Source organism: Mycobacterium sp. NGS33 (assembly GCF_059812885.1).
Genome location: NZ_JCALDN010000005.1, coordinates 193,745 through 212,326, shown reverse-complemented (window position 1 = coordinate 212,326; position 18,582 = coordinate 193,745). Strand labels below are relative to the sequence as shown.

Genomic DNA, 18,582 nt, shown 5'->3' with positions numbered 1-18,582 from the left:
GTTGGTGGGTTGGTAAATTTCATCGTCCTTGCGCGCAATCTCAGTGCCGCATCAGCGCGGCAAGCTGTGCCCCTGGTAGGCCTCCGGGCACATGGTGTACGCCAGCGCCGACGATCTCGACCAAGTGGCGCGGCGTCGGTCCTGTCGTCGTTTGCGGTGTCGCCAGTTCCGGGCCGCCCGCCCCGGGCCGGTCAGCGACCAAGGTTATGTGATGTGCGGACTGGCTGCGGACTGGCGGGCCATTAGAAGGCGGACGAGTTGGCCTGTAAGCCGGATTCTGTTCCCCGCCGCCGCGCATGAGCAACGGCGACGCGGCGGCGACCATCCATCTGGACACACCGTCACCGGGTGCCTCGAGCGGCCTACCCGCAGGCTCGGGCGAGCAACCCTCGAACGCCTGCGCGGCCGCACCACAAGGTGCGGCCTTCTTGGCCTTGCTTCGGGTGGGGTTTGCCGAGCCACCCCGGTCACCCGGGATGCTGGTGCGCTCTTACCGCACCGTTTCACCCTTACCACCGCGTGGGTGGCGGTCTGTTTTCTGTGGCACTTTCCCGCGAGTCACCTCGGATTGCCGTTAGCAATCACCCTGCTCTGTGAAGTCCGGACTTTCCTCGAACCGCCTTGCGACGGTCCGCGGTCGCCCGGCCAACTCGTCCGCGACGAACCACGGTACTACCTGCGGCAAGCCGGGGCCAGCAACCGCGGCTCGCGCGGCTCTATCGTGGACCTGGTGGACCGATGGGAAAAGCGCGTCGGCTCCGGCGACTGGAATGCCATCGCCGCCGAGGTCGACCAGTACGGCGGGGCGCTGCTGCCGCGGCTGCTCACGCCCACCGAAGCGGCCCGGCTGCGCCGGCTCTACCCAGACGACGACCTGTTCCGGTCGACCATCGACATGGCGCCCAAACGGTACGGCGCCGGGCAATACCGCTATTTTCACGCGCCCTACCCCGAACCGATCGAAGCGCTCAAGCAGGCGCTGTATCCCCGGCTGCTGCCGATAGCGCGCGATTGGTGGGGCAGGCTCGGCCGCGACGCGCCGTGGCCGGACAGCCTCGACGACTGGCTGGCGGCCTGCCACGCCGCCGGCCAGCGCAGGTCCACCGCCCTGATGCTCAAATACGGTGCGGGCGACTGGAATGCGTTGCATCGAGATCTGTACGGCGAATTGGTCTTTCCGCTCCAGGTCGTCATCAACCTGAGCGACCCCGACACCGACTACACCGGCGGTGAATTCCTGCTCGTCGAGCAACGGCTGCGGGCCCAATCACGCGGCATGGCAACACAACTGCCGCAGGGACACGGCTATGTGTTCACCACCCGGGAACGGCCGGTGCCCTCGGCGCGGGGTTGGTCTGCCGCGCCGGTGCGCCACGGCGTCTCGGTGGTCCGCTCCGGCGAGCGCTATGCGATGGGGCTGATCTTTCACGACGCGGCGTAACGGGTCTATCCGGTTCGTCGCAGGACCATCACGTTGTCGGCCATCGTTCCGGCTTCCCCGTTGGGGCCCACCATTTCGCGCTCGACGGCCTCCGTCCGCAGTCGCGCCCAGCGCGGCGCGTCCAGGCGCAGCGACGCGAGGACCTCCTCGATGCCGGCGAAGTGGTGATCGTGATGCTCCGCCCACGGCGGCGGCGCGCCGTGGTCGACGATCAACAGCACACCGCCGCGATTCACCCGCTCGGCCGCGCGTTGCAGCACTCCGTCGCGTTCCAGCCGAGCCGGCGAATGCAGGTATTGCGCGGACACCAGATCGAAGGTCCCGTCGGGGAAGCTCTCGTTGAGATCATGGCGTTGGAAGTCGATGCGCGTGAGCACATTCCGGGCCGACGCCGCCTCCGTCGCCCGGCGCAGCGCGGTGGCCGAGACGTCGACGGCCACCACCTGCCAGCCGCGCTCGGCGAGCCACAGCGCGTCGGCCCCTTCCCCGCAGCCCAGGTCGAGAGCCCGGCCCACCGGCAGGTCGGCGGCCACCTCGGCCAGGCGGGGATTGACCCGCCCGCTCCACACCCGTTCCGCCGAGCGGTAGCGCTCCTCCCAAAACTGCACAGCATCATCAGGTTTGCATGAATTCTCCATGCCGCGAGCTTGCCTAGACCGGGTGATGTTTGCCAAGCTGAATTGCCATGCAGGCAAAAACTATGCCCGACATCGACCTCCTGGTGCGTCGGCGGCTCCGGGAACTGCGCGTGCAGCGCGGCCTGACGCTGCAAGAGGTCGGCGAGCGCGCCGGCATCGACGTCTCGACGCTGAGCCGCCTCGAATCCGGGAAGCGCCGGCTGGCCTTGGATCACCTGCCCCGGCTGGCCCGGGCCCTGTCGGTCAGCACCGACGAGCTGTTGCAGGCCCCGCCGGCCGCCGATCCGCGGGTGCGCGGCACCGCGCACACCCACCACGGCGTCACCTATTGGCCGCTGACCCGGCAGGGCCCGGCCGGCGGCCTGCACGCGTTCAAGGTTCGGGTCAGCGCGCGGCGCCGCAACCCGCCCGCCGAGCTGCCGGTGCACGAGGGCCAGGACTGGATGTATGTGCTGTCCGGGCGGATGCGGCTCATCCTGGGCGAGCGCGACTTCACCATCGACCCCGGCCAAGCCGTCGAGTTCTCGACGTGGACGCCGCACTGGTTCGGCGTGGTGGACGGCCCGGTGGAGGCCATCGTGATCTTCGGGCCGCACGGCGAGCGGCTGCACCTGCACAGCTGACCGGTGCGGCGTTAGCGTGGTGGGGTGGACCGGGGCTCGGAATATCACGTGGCGGCGCCGCACAGCGCGCCGGGCGTGACGTCCATGGTCGGATACCGGACCCTCGACGTTCCCGAGACCGTGCACCGCGGCATGCCATCCTCGTTGTTGACGTTCATCGTCAGCCTCGACGACGGGGTCGAGGCGGGCGACACCGCCGGCGCCCTGGCCGTTGCGCGCCCCAACCCGTTGCTGCTGAGCGGCCTGCACGTCCAGGCCAGCCACGTGCGGCAGCGCCGCGGCCAGGCCGGCGTGCAGCTGGCGGTGCATCCGCTCGCATCACGCGCGCTCTTCGGCGTGCCCAGCGCCGAGCTACCCGTCGCCGAATACGATGCGACCGCCGTGCTGGATCGCGGCGCCCTCGAATTGCACGATCGCGTGACCGAGGCGCACGGCTGGCCGGACGTGTTCGCCTTGGTGGCCGACTACCTGATCAAGGCACGGCGGCGCCGCGAGCGTGCGAGCGTGCGTCCCGAGGTCGCGTACGCCTGGCGCCTGCTGGAGCGCAGCCGGGGCCGGATACCGGTGGCCGCCGTGGCGGATACGGTCGGCGTGACCACCCGGTACCTGACGACGCTGTTCGGCCAGGAGGTCGGCCGCTCGCCCAAGACGGTGGCGATGCTCATGCGCTTCCAGCACGCGACGGCGCGCATCGCCGCGTCGGCGCGCCGGTACGGGCGCGTCGACCTGGCTGCGGTCGCGGCCGCGACGGGGTACAGCGACCAGGCGCACATGACCCGCGAATTCGTCCGGTTCGCCGGTGTGCCGCCGCGACGGTGGCTGGCCGACGAGTTCCGAAACATTCAAGACGGCGGCCATTCGTTCGGCGCACAGTGGGACCATGACCGCTTCGAATCCGACCGTCTGGTTGACACTGCAGGCCCATGACGCACCCAAGCTGATCGATTACTACGTCGACACATTCGGCTTCGTCCTCGCGGCGCGCTACGGCGAGGGCGAGACCGTCGATCATGCGCAACTGAACTGGCCGCACGGCTGCGGAGGCATCATGCTCGGCAGCCATAAGCCGGGCGCCGAATGGTGCCGCGAACCGGGCACCGCCGGCGGCTACATCGTCACCACCGATCCCGACGCACTCTACGAGCGGGTACTGCAGCGCAAGGCCGAGGTCGTGCGTCCGCTCTGCGAAACAGATTACGGTGCCAACGAATTCACGGTGCGCGATCCAGAGGGCAACCTGTGGTCCTTCGGCGACTACCGCGGCGAGCCAGCGCCGGCGTGACGCCGTGAACCCTCGCCCTCAGCCCCCGAGGTACGCCGTCTGGTTGACCAGGCGCACCGAAGACGCTCCGTCGGAATAGAATTCGGCGATGCTCAACGACGCCAGGTCGAGGTGCAACCGGTACAGGATGCCTGGCCCGGCGTCCAGCGCCTGGCGCAGCAGCATCTTGATGGGGGTCACGTGCGACACCAACAGCACCGTCGTGCCCTGCTGGGCGGCGACGATCCGGTCACGCGCCCTCGACACCCGATCGGCCACCGCGTCGAAGCTTTCCCCGTCCGGCGGGGCGGTGCTGGTGTCGCGCAGCCAGCGACCGTGCAGTTCGGGGTCGCGCTCGGCCGCCTCGCCGAATGTCAGCCCCTCCCAGGCGCCGAAGTCGGTCTCGATCAGGTCGTCGTCGACGGTCACGTCCAGTCCCAGCGCCTTGGCGGCCGCCGCCGCGGTGTCGTAGGCGCGCTGCAGCGGTGAGGCGAATACCGCCGAAATGCCGCCGCGCTGCGCCAGATAACGCGCCGCCGCGTCGGCCTGCCGGCGCCCCAGTTCGGTGAGCGCGGGGTTGCCGCGCCCCGAATACCGGCGCTGCACCGACAGCTCGGTCTGGCCGTGGCGCAGCAACAGCAGCCGGGTCGGGGCGCCGCGCGCGCCGGTCCAGCCGGGCGCGGACGGGGACGGCGCCGCCACCGACTCAGCCGCCACCGACTCGGCCGGCTCGGGTTTCGGCGCCGGCTCCGGTGTCGGCGCCGCCTCGGGGGTGTCCGTCACGGCCTCGGCGGCGGCGTCCATCGCCTCGTTGGCGAGCCGGTCGGCGTGCGTGTTGCGCTCCCGGGGAATCCACGAGTAGCTGATCCGCGCGAACCGCGCCGCGCGGCTGCGGGCCTGGTTGTGCAGCTCGATCAGGTGGGGGTGCTTGACCTTCCAGCGCCCGGACATCTGTTCCACCAGCAGCTTGGAATCCAGGTACACCGCGGCCTCGGTGGCGCCGACGTTCAGGGCGTCGTCCAAACCGGCTATCAGGCCCCGATATTCGGCGACGTTGTTGGTCGCCCGGCCGATGGCCTGCTTGGCCTCGGCCAGCACGGTCGTGCGGTCCTGGTCCCACACCACCGCGCCGTATCCGGCCGGGCCGGGGTTGCCGCGCGATCCGCCGTCGGCCTCGATGACGACCTTCACTGATCAAAACCCTTGACCCGCAGCAGGATCGCGCCGCACTCCGGGCAGCGCACCACGTCGTCCTCGGCGGCGGCCGAGATGCGGGACAGCTCGCCCCGGTCGATCTCGAGCCGGCAGGCCCCGCACCGGCGCCCCAGCAGCTGCCCGGCGCCCGGGCCTCCCCCGGCGCGCTGACGTTCGTACAGGGCGGACAGCGCCGGGTCCAGTGTGGCGCTCAGCGAGTCGCGCCGCGAGGACTGACGTTCGCGGGCCTGGCTGATCTCGGCGACCGCGGCGTCGAGAGCCTCGCGCGCGCTGGCCATTTCGGCCTCCAGGGACGTGAGCGTTCGCTGCTCACCGTCGAGCTGGGATTGCAGCTCCTCGCGACGTTCCATCACCTCCAGCAGCGAGTCCTCCAGGCTGGTTTGACGACGCTGCAGGGTCTCCAGCTCGTGCTGAAGGTCCGACAGTTGCTTGGCGTCGATCGTTCCCGACTGCAGCAGCGAGCGGTCGCGATCCTCGCGCTGGCGCACCGCGTCGATCTCCCCCTCCAGCCGCGACACGTGGGCGTCGATGTCTTCCAGGGCGATGCGCACGGCGCCGAGCCGGTCACCGGCGGCCTCGTAGTCCGCCTGCAACCGCTCGCAGGCCTCCTGCTCGGGCAGATGCGTCGCCCGGTGCGTGATGCGCGACAGCTCGGCATCGAGTTTCGACAATTCGAGCAACGAACGCTGCTGCGCCACTTCGGCTTTCACGACTTCTCACCCCCGGACCGGTGCTCGACGTTCCAAGGGTCGGTGCGAATCGAGCTCACCCGCACCGCAAGCTCCGCACCGAAACGCGACCGCAGCAGGTCGGCGGCCTGTTCACACCATGGGAATTCACTTGCCCAATGTGCCACATCGATCAACGCCACCTCGGAGGTCCGGCGGTGTTCGTCGGCCGGGTGGTGCCGCAGGTCGGCCGTCACGAAGGCCTGCACACCGGCACCGGCCGCGGCGGACAGCAAGGAATCCCCGGCGCCGCCGCATACGGCGACCCGCGACACCGGCATGTCGGGGTCCCCCGCCGCCCGCACCCCCCAGGAGGTCCGCGGCAGCGCCGCGCTCACACGGGACACGAAGTCGCGCAACGGTTCCGGTCGCGGCAGCGTCGCGACGCGGCCCAGCCCGGTGTCGCCGGGCGGGGGCACCATCGCGAAGATGTCGAAGGCGGGCTCCTCGTAGGGATGGGCGGCGCGCATCGCCGCCAGCACCGCGGCCCGTAAACGAGCGGGCGCGACCACCTCGAACCGGTCCTCGGCCACCCGCTCGACATTGCCCACGCTGCCCACCGCCGGTGCGGCGCCTTCGTGCGGCAGGAACTGCCCGATGCCGCTGACGCTCCAGCTGCACTGCGAATAATCACCGATGTGGCCGGCCCCGGCCGCAAACACCGCCGCGCGCACCGCATCCGCGTTCTCGCGCGGCACGTAGACCACCCACTTGTCCAGGTCGGGTGCGCCCGCGGCCGGCTCGAGCACGGCCTCGACGTCCAGGCCCAGGGCCGCGGCCAGCGCGTCGGAGACCCCCGGGCAGGCGGAGTCGGCGTTGGTGTGCGCGGTGAACAGCGACCGCCCGGTCCGGATCAGCCGGTGCACCAGCGCGCCCTTGGGGGTGCTGGCCGCCACCGAGTCCACGCCGCGCAACAGCAGGGGGTGGTGGGCCAGCAGCAGGCCGGCGTCGGGAACTTCGTCGACGACCTCCGGCGTGGCGTCGACGACGACGGTCACCGACCGCAACTCGTCGTCGGGGTCCCCGCACACCAGCCCCACCGAATCCCAGGACTCGGCGAGCCGCGGCGGATAGGCCTCATCGAGCACCGCGATGACATCGGCCAGCTGCACGCTCACCGCTGCCCCCCAAGATGTCCCGTCGTTTCGGAGATGGCTTGCGCCAACTGCGGCCACTCGGGGCGCACCGCGGCCCGCAGGTACCGCTCGTCCAGGCCGACGAACGTATCACAGCGCCGAATGGCAATTCCCCTGTCATGCAGATGTTTTCGTAGCTCGACGGCGTGGGGTGTGCGGAACAGCACGAACGGAGCCTGCCCGTCGACCACCTCGGCCCCCACCGACGCCAGGCCGGCCACCATCTCGGCGCGTAGTCGCGCCAATCGCGCCGCCCCGGCCGCCGCGTCGGCGACCGCCTGCCGGCCGCAACATTCCGCGATCGCCAGTTGCAGCGTCCCCACCGGCCAGTGCGCCCGCTGAGCCGTCAGCCGCGCCAGCACCTCCGGGGAACCGACCGCGTACCCCACCCGCAGCCCGGCCAGCGCCCACGTCTTGGTCAAACTGCGCAGCACCAGCACGTCGGGCAGCGCATCGCCGGCCAGCGAGTGCGGCTCACCGGGAATCGAGTCCGCGAACGCCTCGTCGACCACCAGGATCCGCCCGGGCCGGCGCAACGCCAGCAGCTGCGCCCTGGTGTGCAGCACCGAGGTGGGGTTGGTCGGATTTCCCACGACGACAAGGTCCGCGTCGTCGGGAACGGACGCATCGGCCAGGCCGAACGGCGGCTCCAGCACGACGTGGTGCACCGGCACCCCGGCCGCGGTCAGCGCGACGGCCGGCTCGGTGAACGCCGGGGCGATGATCGCCGCCCGCCGCGGGCGCAGGTTGCCCAGCAGGGCGAACGCCTCGGCCACCCCGGCCAGCGGCAGCACCTCGTCGCGGACCCGGCCGTGTCGCCGCGCGGCCGCGTCCTGCGCCCGCTGGGCGTCCTCGAGGCTGGGGTAGCGCGCCAGATCGGGCAGCCGCTCGGCCAGCCGGCGCAGCAGCCACTGCGGCGGTTGGCCGTGCCGGACGTTGACGGCGAAATCGAGCATCCCCGGCGCGACGGCCTGATCGCCGTGGTAGCGCGCCGCAGGCGGGCTCAGGTTCAGACTCGCCATCCGTGAAACACTAGTGCGCCCCGCGGGCCGCCCGGAGCAACACCGTCACACCCGGCCGCACCCATCGAGGACAATGGTGAGGTGACAGGCACAACGTCAGCCGATCGGCAGGCCCCGAACGCCACCGCCCCCGCGGCGGCGCAGCTGGTGATCTTCGATCTCGACGGCACCCTGACCGACTCCGCGGAGGGGATCGTCGCCAGCTTCCTGCATGCGCTCGACCACATCGGCGCTCCCGTGCCGCCCGGCGACCTCGTCGCGCAGATCGTCGGCCCGCCGATGGACGACACCTTCCGGGCCATGGACCTCGGCGACGACGCCGAGAAGGCGATCGCGGCCTTTCGCGCCGAGTACGGCGCCCGCGGCTGGGCGATGAACGCGCTGTTCGACGGGATCGAGGCGCTGCTGGTGGATCTGCGCGCCGCCGGCGTCCGGCTGGCGGTGGCCACCTCCAAGCTGGAGACGACGGCGCGGCGCATCCTCGCCCATTTCGGGCTCGACCAGCATTTCGAGGTCATCGCCGGCGCGAGTCCCGACGGCGCGCGCAAGGCCAAAGTCGAGGTGCTCGCGCACGCCCTGTCGCAGCTCGAGCCGCTGCCCGAGCGGGTCCTGATGGTCGGTGACCGCAGCCACGACGTGCACGGCGCGGCCGCACACGGCATCGACACCGTGGTCGTCGGCTGGGGCTACGGCAAGGCCGACTTTCCCGACCGCGCCGCCGGAAGCGCGGCCGAGTCCGGCGTGACGCACGCCTCGACCATCGACGAACTACGGAGGGCGCTGGGTGTCTGAGCGTGAGCGGCTGCACGTGACGTTCGTGTGCACCGGCAACATCTGCCGTTCGGTGATGGCCGAGAAGATGTTCGCCGACCAACTGCGCCGGCGCGGGCTGGCCGACGCGGTGCGGGTCAGCAGCGCCGGCACCGGCAACTGGCATGTCGGCGAGTGCGCCGACGAGCGCGCCGTCGACGTGCTGCGCGCCCACGGCTACGCCTGCGAGCACCGCGCCGCGCAGGTCGACGCCGAGCACCTGGGCGCGGACCTGGTGGTGGCCCTGGACCGCAACCACGCCCGGATGCTGCGGCACCTGGGCGCCGACGACGACCGCGTCCGGATGCTGCGGTCCTTCGATCCGCGCACCGGTGCCCACACCCCCGACGTCGACGATCCCTACTACGGCGACGCGAAAGACTTCGAACGCACCTACACCGTCATCGAGGCCGCGCTGCCGGGCCTGCATGACTGGGTCGACGAACGGCTCGCGCAGAACGGATCGCCTTGATGCGCCGGCTGGCTTTTCTGCTGCGCCCCGGCTGGATAGCGCTGGCGGTGGTGGTCGTCGCCTTCGCCTACCTGTGCTTCACCGTGCTCGCCCCGTGGCAGCTGGGCAAGCACAGCAGGACCTCGCAGGAGAACCACCAGATCGAATCCTCGCTGAACACCCCACCAGTTCCGCTGAAAACCCTGCTGCCGCAGCAGAATTCGGCGGCTCCCGGTGCGCAGTGGCGCCAGGTCACCGCGACCGGGCGCTACCTGCCCGACGTGCAGGTGCTGGCCCGCCTGCGGGTGATCGACTCGAAGCCGGCGTTCGAGGTGCTGGCGCCGTTCGTCGTCGACGGCGGGCCCACCGTGCTGGTCGACCGCGGCTATGTGCGCCCATTGGAAGGCTCGCACGTCCCGCCGATCCCGCGCCCACCCGCCCAGCCGGTGACCATCACGGCGCGGTTGCGCAACTCCGAGGCCGCCGCGGTGAACAAGGATCCGTTCGTGGGAGACGGTGTGCAGCAGGTGTATTCGATCGACACCGAACAAGTCGCGGTGCTCACCAAGGTCCCGCTGGCCGGGTCCTACCTGCAGCTGGTCGACGGCCAGCCCGGCGGGCTCGGCGTGGTCGGCGTGCCCGCGCTGGACGCCGGCCCGTTTTTGTCCTACGGCATCCAGTGGATCGCGTTCGGCATCCTCGCCCCGATCGGGTTGGGCTACTTCGCCTACTCCGAGATCCGGGCCCGCCGCCAGGAGAAGCAACAGCGTCCGGCCACGGCCGGCGAGACGGCGCCCACCCCGGACGCACCGCAGACGGTCGAAGCCAAACTCGCCGACCGCTACGGGCGGCGGCGGTAACCCGTCAGGTAAAGCGCCAGCCCGGCCAGCACCGCGGCGCCCGCCTGCACCAGCGACGACAGCAGCACCGCGCGCCGCAGGTCGGTCACCGCCGGCGGCCGGCCGTCGCCGAGCGTGGGCCGGATCTGCAGCTCATGGCGGTATTGCGTAGGACCGCCCAGGCGCACGCCCAGCGCCCCGGCGAAGGCCGCCTCGACGACACCGGCGTTGGGGCTGGGGTGACGGGCGGCATCGCGGCGCCAGGCCCGCGCCGCGCCGGACGGTGATCCACCGGCCAGCGGCGCCAGCAGCACCGCCAGCGACGCGGTCACCCGCGCGGCAACGTAATTGGCTACATCATCCAATCTCGCTGCGGCCCAACCGAATCGGAGGTAGCGCGGCGAACGATATCCGATCATCGAGTCCAGGGTGTTGATCCCGCGATACGCCAGCACCGCGGGCACGCCACCGGCCGCCGCGCACAGCAGCGGCGCCACCTGGGCATCGGAGGTGTTCTCGGCGATCGATTCCAGCGACGCGCGGGTCAGGCCGGCGGTGTCCAACGACGCCGGATCGCGCCCACACAGCGACGGCAGCAGCCCGCGCGCGGCGTCGACGTCACCGCGTTCCAGCAGTTCCGACATCCGCAGGCCGGTGCGCGCCAACGAGGTTCCCCCCAGCGACACCCAGGTGGCGGCCGCGATCGCCGCGATCGACCACGCCCGGCCGCGCCGATCGGCGGCGCGTTGCACCACCAGCCCGAGCGGGCCCACCGCCGCGACCAGCGCGCCGACATGGACCGCGCCGGCGAACCGGCTGTCGCGGTAGCTCACGCTCTCCAGCGCGGCGGCGGCTCGACCGAACAGCGCGACCGGATGGCCCCACCGCGGGTCGCCGAGCGCGCGGTCGGCGAGGTAGCCGATCGCCACGCCCGCGATCCGGGTCCTCGTCGCAACCACCCCGGCAGCGTCTCATACCGGAACCCATGAGGCCGTCGAGCCAAGTCCACGATGAAGCGGCCGATGGTCGGCAAACGCCGCAAAGCGGACTAGCGTCGGCCCATGACCTTTCCAGCGCTCAACCACGTCGCGGTCACGGTGCGCGACATCGCGATCAGCGGCCCGTGGTATCGCAGCCTGCTCGGCACCGACCCGATCCTCGACGAGCACACTGACGCCGGATTTCACCACCAGGTGTGGATGCTCGACGGCGGCACCGTGTTCGGCATTCACCAGCACGACCGCCCGGCGCCCGACGAAACGTTCAGCGAGCACCGCGTCGGGCTCGACCACGTCGGCTTCGGGTGCGCGAGCCGCGCAGAATTACAGGGCTGGGTGGACCGGCTGGGCGAACTGGGCATCGAGCACGGCGGCATCGTGGATGCGCCCTACGGCTCGGGGTTGAGTTTTCGCGACCCCGACGGCATCGCGCTCGAGTTCTTCGCGCCGCCCGGCTGATCGGCTCAGCGCACCGTGGCGAAGAACGCGCGCACGTCCTCGACGAACAGCTCCGGTTGTTCGAACGCCGCGAAATGCCCGCCGTGTGGCATGTCCGTCCAGTGGGTGATGTTGTAGACCGGTTCGCACCAGGCGCGCGGCGCCTTGAGCAGTTCCTCGGGGAAAGCCGCGACGCCCGTGGGCAATTCGACGCGGTCCCCGCCGCCGAAGCCCGCGAAGCTCTCCCAGTACAGGCGGGCCGAGGACGCGGCGGTATTGGTCACCCAGTAGACCATCACGTTGTCGAGCAGTTCGTCGCGGCTGAGCGCGTTCTCGGGGTGCCCGTCGCAATCCGCCCAGTCCCAGAACTTTTCGACGATCCAAGCCAGCTGCCCCACGGGTGAATCGGCCAGGCCGTAGCCCAGGGTCTGGGGACGGGTGGACTGCTGCTTGGAATAACCGGTGCCCCACTTGCGGTGGGTGGCCAGCGCGGCGAGCGCGCGTTGTTCCTCCTCGGTGGGATTCGCCAGCGACTCCTTGGTGGGCCTACCGATCGGCATGTTCAGGTGGATGGCCACGCAGTGGCCGACGTTGCGGCCGATCTGGGTGGTGACCGCGGCACCCCAGTCGCCGCCCTGGGCGCCGTAGCGCTCGTAGCCCAACCGCAGCATCAGCGTTTCCCAGGCGTCCGCGATCTTTTCCACGCCCCAGCCGGTGGCCGTGGGTTTTCCGGAGAAGCCGTAGCCGGGCAACGACGGACACACGACATGGAAGGCGTCCTCGGCCCGGCCGGACGCGGGGTTGGTCAACGGCTCGATCACCTTGTAGAACTCCACAATTGAGCCCGGCCAGCCGTGCGTGATCACCAGCGGGAAGGCATCGGCGTGCGGCGAGCGCTGGTGGACGAAATGGATATCCAGGCCGTCGATTTCGGTGGTGAACTGATCGAAGCGGTTGAGCGCGGCCTCCCGCGAGCGCCAGTCGTAGTCGGTCGCCCAGTAGTCGGCCAGCTCGCGGGTGTAGGCCAGCGGCACGCCCTGGCTCCAGTCGGCCACGCATTCGGCCTCGGGCCACCGCGTGCGGGCCAGCCGCGCTCGCAGGTCGTCGAGAACCTCGTCGGAAACGTCGATGCGGAACGGCTTCACGCGTTCATAGTGCCGCCGGGGCGGGCACCGGCGGCGCGCGGGGTCTTCCCCGCCGCCCGGCGCCGATTGCCGCACCCCGCTGGCGGGTATCGCTGCCAAGGCGCGAGAACACCGATGGCAACAGTGAGGGGATTCCCCGATGACAACGACGGCGCCGCGCGTTCTGGTGGTGGTCTCCGCGGCCGACCGGATTCCGCTACGGAACGGCCGCAGCGAGCTGACCGGCACTTACCTCGGTGAGCTGATCGAACCGACCGACGCGATGCGCCAGGCCGGGTTCGAGCTTGCCTTCGCCACCCCGGGCGCGCGGGCTCCCGTCATCGACGGCACCTCATGCAGCCTGATGTACTTCGCCGGCTCGCGCAGAAGGCGTGACGCCGCGTTGAGCAGCTATCGGGAGCTTCTCGAGCTCGGTCTGGCCGCGCCGGCCAAACTCGAAGAGATCGGCCATGACGCCCAGCGCCTGGACGGGTTTGACGCCGTGTTCGTGCCGGGCGGTCACGCGCCCCTGGTCGACCTGCTGCACCGCGACGCTTTTGCCGACGACGCGCTCAACGATGACTTCGGCGCGCTGGTCCGTCACTTCCACGACGCCCGACGACCGACCGGCCTGATCTGTCACGCTCCCGCCGCGCTCGCCGCGGCTCCCACCCTCGAGGGCCAGTGGACGTATGAGGGGTACCGGATGACCTGCTTCAAGACCGGCGTCGACACGATGCTGTCCACGGTCCCGTTGGCGCGCCGCTTCAGGGGACGCCTGAAGGATGACCCGACCGAACTGTTGAGGTCTCGCGGGGCCAACGTCGAACAGACGACCCTGCCGATGGGCAGCAAGGTCGTCGAGGATCGCGAACTGATCACCGGCCAAGACCCGTACTCGGCCAAGGCGTTCGGGGCCGCGTTCGTCACCAAGGTCCGCGGCGCACGGGCCTGACGAAGCCGTCGCGCCGGCCAATCCTGGTGGGCGCGGACGGTATCGAACCGCCGACCGCTGGTGTGTAAAACCAGAGCTCTACCACTGAGCTACGCGCCCGTCGCTGCGGGCAGGCTACCCGCCCGACGGCCAAGTCCCCAAAATCAGACCCGCTCAGGCCCGCAAGGCCGCCAGCGCGTCGGTCCAGAGCCGCTGGTCGCGCGACTCGCCTGGCTGTTTCATCTCGGCGAAGCGGATGATGCCGGACCGGTCCACCACGAACGTTCCGCGGTTGGGGTAGCCGGCGTCCTCGTTGAACACGCCGTAGGCCTGGCTGACCGCGCCGTGTGGCCAAAAGTCTGACAGCACCGGGAACGTGAAGCCGCTGTCCAGCGACCAGACCCGGTGTGTGGGCGGCGGACCCACCGAGATGGCCAGCGTCGCGCTGTCGTCGTTCTCGAAATCGGGCAGGTGGTCCCGCAACAGGTCCAGCTCGCCCTGGCAGATCCCGGTGAACGCCAGGGGGAAGAAGACCAGCAGCACGTTCTTGGCGTTCCGGTAGGAGCTCAGCGTGACTCGCTGTTGGTTCTGGTCGCGCAAAGTGAAATCCGGGGCGGGGGTGCCGACCGACAGCATCAACGCTTCCCGGCCCGGGATTTGGGCTGTACCAACTGGCTGGCGCTCCAGTCGCCCAGGTTCACCGACGAGGTCGGCATCAAACCGGCGGTCGGTGCGGCCTCGGCGATTTCGGCCGGCAGAACGTGGCCGGGCTTGCCGGTCTTGGGCGTCAACACCCAGATCACCCCGTCTTCGGCCAGCGCAGTGATCGCGTCCATCAGGGTGTCCACCAGGTCGCCGTCACCGTCTCGCCACCACAGCAGCACGACGTCGACTACCTCGTCGGTGTCCTCGTCGAGTAAGTCACTGCCGCAGGCTTCCTCGACCGCGGCGCGGATCTCGTCATCGGTGTCTTCGTCCCAGCCCCACTCCTGCACAACCTGGTCGGGTTGGATGCCCAGTTTGCGAGCGTAACTCGGGGCGTGATCCGCCGCGACCACCGTGGAGCCTCCTTCAACGTCCGAGCGCTGTGCGATTCGGGATTATCGTCGCACAGCAAGAACTCGGTCCATACTTCCGCATCATCAGGTTGCCAGGCAGAGTTTTACCGCGTTCTTTTTCGTGTCGTTGAGTTGATCGACCCGTTTGTTGAATTCCGACGTCCCCGCGTGCGTGCCAATGGCGTTGGCCACGGCCCGGGCGGCGTCGATGTAGGCGTTGAACGCGTCCTTGATCTGCTGTGACATCGCGTCGCTGAAGCTGTTGCCCACCGTGGTGGCGCTGTCGTTGAGGGCGTCGATGGCCGGGCCCTCAGTCGGCCCGGTGCCGCGACCGGCGTTGAACGCCTTGACGAACTCGTTGGTCTTGTCGATCGCGTTCTTGCTGGTGGTGATCAGCGTGGCGCAGGCGGTGCGCACCGCCTTGGTGGTCAGCGATTGCTGCCGCTGCGATTCCCGGATGCTCGACGTCGCCGACGACGCGGACACCGACGCCGACACCGACTGCCGGTAGGCCGGAGCCACCTTGGTGTCGGGCGTTGCCGTGCCGTTGGTGACGGAGGTGCACCCCACGATGCCCATCAGCGCCACGGCGAGACAACCGAGGGCCAACGCCCAGCGCCGGGAGAAGTCCCCCACCTGCGTCTGAGGGACGGCACGCCACCGGATGAGCACAAGCCTGACGTTACCGGGTGGCCCCTGTGCTTGCCCCAGACCCGCCGAGTTGATGTTCGCCGGCCGACGCTCGGCCCGCTACCCGACGTCGGCTATCCGCGCCCAACGGCGGTGCGGCACGATGGTGGGCAGGGTGCGACCCACCCGTTACGGCACACATTCCGCCAACAACAGGAGTAGTGCGTTGACAACTGAGTTCGTGCGCCACGATCTGGCCACAAACCCCAACGGCGCAACCGAACCCGACCGCGTCCGGGTGATCCGCGAGGGGGTGGCCTCCTACCTTCCCGACATCGATCCCGACGAGACGTCGGAGTGGCTGGAGTCCTTCGATCAACTGCTGGAGCGCTCCGGCCCGTCGCGGGCGCGCTATCTCATGCTGCGATTGCTGGAACGCGCGGGCGAACAGCGCGTCGCGATCCCGTCGCTGACCTCCACCGACTACGTCAACACCATCCCGACCGAGCTGGAGCCGTGGTTCCCCGGCGACGAGGACGTCGAACGCCGCTACCGCGCGTGGATCCGGTGGAACGCCGCCATCATGGTGCACCGCGCCCAGCGCCCGGGAGTCGGTGTGGGCGGCCACATTTCGACCTACGCGTCGTCCGCGGCGCTCTACGAGGTCGGCTTCAACCACTTCTTCCGCGGCAAGTCGCACCCCGGCGGCGGCGACCAGGTGTTCATCCAGGGCCACGCCTCCCCGGGCATCTACGCCCGCGCATTCCTGGAGGGCCGGCTGACCGCCGACCGGATGGACGGCTTCCGCCAGGAGCACAGCCACGCCGGCGGCGGCCTGCCCTCCTACCCGCACCCGCGGCTGATGCCCGACTTCTGGGAATTCCCCACGGTGTCGATGGGTCTGGGCCCGCTCAACGCCATCTACCAGGCGCGCTTCAACCACTACCTGCACGACCGCGGCATCAAGGACACCTCCGACCAGCACGTGTGGTGCTTTTTGGGCGACGGCGAGATGGACGAGCCCGAAAGCCGCGGCCTCGCGCACGTCGCGGCGCTGGAGGGCCTGGACAACCTGACGTTCGTGGTCAACTGCAACCTGCAGCGCCTCGACGGTCCGGTGCGTGGCAACGGCAAGATCATCCAGGAGCTGGAGTCGTTCTTCCGTGGCGCCGGCTGGAACGTCATCAAGGTGGTCTGGGGCCGCGAATGGGACGCCCTGCTGCACGCCGACCGCGACGGCGCGCTGGTGAACCTGATGAACACCACCCCGGACGGGGACTACCAGACGTACAAGGCCAACGACGGCGCCTACGTGCGCGACCACTTCTTCGGCCGGGATCCGCGCACCAAAGCGCTCGTGGAGAATATGACCGATTCCGAAATCTGGAACCTCAAGCGCGGTGGCCACGACTATCGCAAGGTCTATGCCGCCTACCGCGCGGCCGTCGACCACAAGGGCCAGCCCACGGTGATCCTGGCCAAGACGATCAAGGGCTATTCGCTGGGTGCGCATTTCCAGGGCCGCAACGCCACGCACCAGATGAAAAAGCTTGCGCTGCAAGACCTTAAGGACTTCCGTGACGCGATCCGGATCCCGATCAGCGACGCGCAGCTGGAGGAGGATCCCTACCTGCCGCCCTACTACCACCCCGGCTCGGACGCCGAGGAGATCCGCTACATGGTCGACCGCCGGCGCACCCTCGGCGGCTTCTTGCCCGAGCGGCGGACGAAGGCCAAGGCGTTGCGGCTGCCCGGCCGCGAGACCTACGCCGCGCTGAAGAAGGGATCGGGAACCCAGGAGGTCGCCACCACCATGGCGACAGTCCGGACCTTCAAGGAAGTGTTGCGGGACAAAGAAGTTGGTCCGCGCATCGTGCCGATCATTCCCGACGAGGCGCGCACCTTCGGCATGGACTCGTGGTTCCCGTCGCTGAAGATCTACAACCGCAACGGCCAGCTGTACACCGCCGTCGACGCCGAGCTGATGCTGGCCTACAAGGAAAGCGAAGCCGGGCACATCCTGCACGAGGGCATCAACGAGGCCGGGTCGGTGGGGTCGTTCATCGCGGCGGGCACGTCGTACGCCACGCACAACGAGCCGATGATCCCGATCTACATCTTCTATTCGATGTTCGGCTTCCAGCGCACCGGTGACGGCTTGTGGGCCGCCGCGGACCAGATGACGCGGGGCTTCCTGCTCGGCGCCACCGCGGGGCGCACGACGCTGACCGGCGAGGGGCTGCAACACGCCGACGGCCACTCGTTGCTGTTGGCCAGCACCAACCCGGCGGTGGTCGCCTACGACCCGGCGTTCGCCTACGAGATCGCCTACATCGTGGAAAGCGGGCTGGCCCGGATGTTCGGGGAGAACCCCGAGGACGTGTTCTTCTACATCACCATCTACAACGAGCCGTACGTGCAGCCGCCCGAGCCGCAGAACTTCGACCCCGAGGGCGTGCTGCGTGGCCTTTACCGCTACCACGTGGCCACCGAACAGCGGGCCAACAAGGCGCAGATCCTGGCCTCGGGGGTCGCGATGCCGTCGGCGCTGCAGGCGGCCGAGATGCTGGCCGCGGAGTGGGACGTCGCCGCCGACGTGTGGTCGGTGACCAGCTGGGGCGAGTTGAACCGCGACGGCGTGGCCGTCGACAGGGCGAGGCTGCGCCACCCGGACCGGCCGGCCGGTGTCCCTTACGTCACCCAGGCCCTGTCGAACGCCGTCGGCCCCGTGGTCGCCGTCTCGGACTGGATGCGCGCCGTCCCCGAGCAGATCCGGCCCTGGGTGCCGGGCACCTTCGTCACCCTGGGCACCGACGGGTTCGGCTTCTCCGACACCCGGCCGGCAGCGCGGCGGTACTTCAACACCGACGCCGAGTCCCAGGTAGTCGCGGTGCTCGAGGCGCTGGCGCGCGACGGGGAGATCGACCCCTCGGTGCCGGTCGCCGCCGCCCGCCAGTACAAGATCGACGACGTGCAGGCCGCCCCGGAGCAGACGTCCGACCCCGGGGTGGCCTGACCCCGGGGTGGCCTGACCCGGGCCGCGTCCCGGCCCGGCGCGGGACCGACTCCGCCCGGCGGGCGTGAAGTTAGTTTCACGCTCGGCGCCGAGCGTGAAGCTAGTTTCACGTTCGGCGCCGGAACAGGGCGCGGCGGGCGCCCGGGATCCGCCCGGGACATCGTCTTTTAAGAACGCCACGCGCCGCCTTTGGCGGAAACTTCCAGAAAAAGCGCGTAGG

At 69.9% G+C, this 18,582-nt stretch carries 20 protein-coding genes, 1 tRNA gene and 1 other RNA gene; 10 read left to right on the top strand and 12 right to left on the bottom strand.

The annotated features are described in order from the left end of the window. Window positions 1–250: 250 nt before the first annotated feature. Window positions 251–653, bottom strand: an RNA gene (gene rnpB / locus AC5Y5B_RS12935) — RNase P RNA component class A. 77 nt (window positions 654–730) lie between these two features. Between rnpB and AC5Y5B_RS12930 the strand changes: the two genes are divergently transcribed. Next, window positions 731–1,441, top strand: a complete 711-nt coding sequence (locus AC5Y5B_RS12930) for a 2OG-Fe(II) oxygenase (RefSeq protein WP_205869206.1) — start codon at window positions 731–733, stop codon at window positions 1,439–1,441. A 5-nt stretch (window positions 1,442–1,446) separates the two neighbouring features. Here the strand turns inward: AC5Y5B_RS12930 and AC5Y5B_RS12925 are convergent, their stop codons facing one another. Continuing rightward, a complete protein-coding gene (locus tag AC5Y5B_RS12925) occupies window positions 1,447–2,079 on the bottom strand; it encodes a class I SAM-dependent methyltransferase (RefSeq protein WP_112634863.1) in 633 nt (210 codons plus the stop codon). Between the two features lie 47 nt (window positions 2,080–2,126). Here AC5Y5B_RS12925 and AC5Y5B_RS12920 point away from each other — a divergent pair, with 47 nt between their 5' ends. The 3 genes from AC5Y5B_RS12920 (at window position 2,127) to AC5Y5B_RS12910 (ending at window position 3,984) form a co-directional block, all read left to right on the top strand. Next, complete coding sequence (locus tag AC5Y5B_RS12920) at window positions 2,127–2,702, top strand: helix-turn-helix domain-containing protein (RefSeq protein WP_112634864.1); 576 nt, start codon at window positions 2,127–2,129, stop codon at window positions 2,700–2,702. Between the two features lie 84 nt (window positions 2,703–2,786). Then, window positions 2,787–3,629 (top strand): helix-turn-helix domain-containing protein, encoded by an 843-nt coding sequence (locus tag AC5Y5B_RS12915; protein WP_500005528.1) that lies wholly within the window; start codon window positions 2,787–2,789, stop codon window positions 3,627–3,629. Next, on the top strand, window positions 3,583–3,984 hold the full coding sequence (locus AC5Y5B_RS12910; RefSeq protein ID WP_112634865.1) for a VOC family protein: 402 nt from the start codon (window positions 3,583–3,585) through the stop codon (window positions 3,982–3,984). Before AC5Y5B_RS12915 ends, AC5Y5B_RS12910 begins: the two co-directional genes overlap by 47 nt. A gap of 18 nt (window positions 3,985–4,002) precedes the next feature. Here AC5Y5B_RS12910 and AC5Y5B_RS12905 read toward each other — a convergent pair whose 3' ends face one another. The 4 genes from AC5Y5B_RS12905 to cobC are packed head-to-tail and all read right to left on the bottom strand — an operon-like array spanning window position 4,003 to window position 8,064. Beyond that, the gene (locus AC5Y5B_RS12905) at window positions 4,003–5,154 is read right to left on the bottom strand and encodes a bifunctional RNase H/acid phosphatase (protein WP_500005513.1); all 1,152 of its coding nucleotides are present in this window, start codon (window positions 5,152–5,154) and stop codon (window positions 4,003–4,005) included. Beyond that, window positions 5,151–5,888, bottom strand: a complete 738-nt coding sequence (locus AC5Y5B_RS12900) for a zinc ribbon domain-containing protein (protein ID WP_500005512.1) — start codon at window positions 5,886–5,888, stop codon at window positions 5,151–5,153. Before AC5Y5B_RS12900 ends, AC5Y5B_RS12905 begins: the two co-directional genes overlap by 4 nt. Then, window positions 5,885–7,024 carry a Nif3-like dinuclear metal center hexameric protein gene (locus tag AC5Y5B_RS12895; protein ID WP_500005511.1) on the bottom strand — a complete coding sequence of 380 codons (1,140 nt, stop codon included), beginning with the start codon at window positions 7,022–7,024 and terminating at the stop codon, window positions 5,885–5,887. Before AC5Y5B_RS12895 ends, AC5Y5B_RS12900 begins: the two co-directional genes overlap by 4 nt. After that, window positions 7,021–8,064 (bottom strand): Rv2231c family histidinol phosphate aminotransferase CobC, encoded by a 1,044-nt coding sequence (gene cobC / locus AC5Y5B_RS12890; RefSeq protein WP_500005510.1) that lies wholly within the window; start codon window positions 8,062–8,064, stop codon window positions 7,021–7,023. Before cobC ends, AC5Y5B_RS12895 begins: the two co-directional genes overlap by 4 nt. Window positions 8,065–8,145: 81 nt before the next feature. On the opposite strand from cobC, the gene AC5Y5B_RS12885 reads away from it, so the two are divergent. Genes AC5Y5B_RS12885 through AC5Y5B_RS12875 form a run of 3 tightly spaced genes read left to right on the top strand, consistent with a single transcriptional unit; the run spans window position 8,146 to window position 10,185 of the window. After that, window positions 8,146–8,856 (top strand): HAD-IA family hydrolase, encoded by a 711-nt coding sequence (locus AC5Y5B_RS12885; protein WP_205869170.1) that lies wholly within the window; start codon window positions 8,146–8,148, stop codon window positions 8,854–8,856. Continuing rightward, a complete protein-coding gene (locus AC5Y5B_RS12880; protein WP_112634375.1) occupies window positions 8,849–9,346 on the top strand; it encodes a low molecular weight protein-tyrosine-phosphatase in 498 nt (165 codons plus the stop codon). The genes AC5Y5B_RS12885 and AC5Y5B_RS12880 overlap by 8 nt, the downstream gene beginning before the upstream one ends. Next, complete coding sequence (locus tag AC5Y5B_RS12875; protein WP_500005509.1) at window positions 9,346–10,185, top strand: SURF1 family cytochrome oxidase biogenesis protein; 840 nt, start codon at window positions 9,346–9,348, stop codon at window positions 10,183–10,185. Before AC5Y5B_RS12880 ends, AC5Y5B_RS12875 begins: the two co-directional genes overlap by 1 nt. Here the strand turns inward: AC5Y5B_RS12875 and AC5Y5B_RS12870 are convergent. After that, the gene (locus AC5Y5B_RS12870) at window positions 10,167–11,123 is read right to left on the bottom strand and encodes a cobalamin biosynthesis protein (protein WP_112634373.1); all 957 of its coding nucleotides are present in this window, start codon (window positions 11,121–11,123) and stop codon (window positions 10,167–10,169) included. The genes AC5Y5B_RS12875 and AC5Y5B_RS12870 overlap by 19 nt on opposite strands. A gap of 102 nt (window positions 11,124–11,225) precedes the next feature. Between AC5Y5B_RS12870 and AC5Y5B_RS12865 the strand changes: the two genes are divergently transcribed. Then, a complete protein-coding gene (locus tag AC5Y5B_RS12865; protein WP_112634372.1) occupies window positions 11,226–11,621 on the top strand; it encodes a VOC family protein in 396 nt (131 codons plus the stop codon). 5 nt (window positions 11,622–11,626) lie between these two features. Here AC5Y5B_RS12865 and AC5Y5B_RS12860 read toward each other — a convergent pair whose 3' ends face one another. Further along, window positions 11,627–12,745: an epoxide hydrolase family protein gene (locus AC5Y5B_RS12860; RefSeq protein WP_500005508.1), complete on the bottom strand. Its 1,119-nt coding sequence runs from the start codon at window positions 12,743–12,745 to the stop codon at window positions 11,627–11,629. Between the two features lie 139 nt (window positions 12,746–12,884). On the opposite strand from AC5Y5B_RS12860, the gene AC5Y5B_RS12855 reads away from it, so the two are divergent. Continuing rightward, on the top strand, window positions 12,885–13,679 hold the full coding sequence (locus tag AC5Y5B_RS12855) for a DJ-1/PfpI family protein (RefSeq protein ID WP_112634370.1): 795 nt from the start codon (window positions 12,885–12,887) through the stop codon (window positions 13,677–13,679). 24 nt (window positions 13,680–13,703) lie between these two features. Here the strand turns inward: AC5Y5B_RS12855 and AC5Y5B_RS12850 are convergent. The 4 genes from AC5Y5B_RS12850 to AC5Y5B_RS12835 all read right to left on the bottom strand — a co-directional run bounded on the left by AC5Y5B_RS12850 (window position 13,704) and on the right by AC5Y5B_RS12835 (window position 15,388). Beyond that, window positions 13,704–13,778, bottom strand: a tRNA-Val gene (locus tag AC5Y5B_RS12850). Between the two features lie 54 nt (window positions 13,779–13,832). Beyond that, window positions 13,833–14,294: a peroxiredoxin gene (locus tag AC5Y5B_RS12845; RefSeq protein ID WP_500005507.1), complete on the bottom strand. Its 462-nt coding sequence runs from the start codon at window positions 14,292–14,294 to the stop codon at window positions 13,833–13,835. After that, on the bottom strand, window positions 14,294–14,716 hold the full coding sequence (locus AC5Y5B_RS12840; protein ID WP_112634368.1) for a DUF3052 domain-containing protein: 423 nt from the start codon (window positions 14,714–14,716) through the stop codon (window positions 14,294–14,296). The genes AC5Y5B_RS12845 and AC5Y5B_RS12840 overlap by 1 nt, the downstream gene beginning before the upstream one ends. An 84-nt stretch (window positions 14,717–14,800) precedes the next feature. Further along, window positions 14,801–15,388 carry an Rv2240c family protein gene (locus AC5Y5B_RS12835; RefSeq protein ID WP_112634367.1) on the bottom strand — a complete coding sequence of 196 codons (588 nt, stop codon included), beginning with the start codon at window positions 15,386–15,388 and terminating at the stop codon, window positions 14,801–14,803. A gap of 184 nt (window positions 15,389–15,572) precedes the next feature. On the opposite strand from AC5Y5B_RS12835, the gene aceE reads away from it, so the two are divergent. Further along, window positions 15,573–18,362 carry a pyruvate dehydrogenase (acetyl-transferring), homodimeric type gene (gene aceE / locus AC5Y5B_RS12830; protein ID WP_112634366.1) on the top strand — a complete coding sequence of 930 codons (2,790 nt, stop codon included), beginning with the start codon at window positions 15,573–15,575 and terminating at the stop codon, window positions 18,360–18,362. Window positions 18,363–18,582 lie beyond the last annotated feature (220 nt).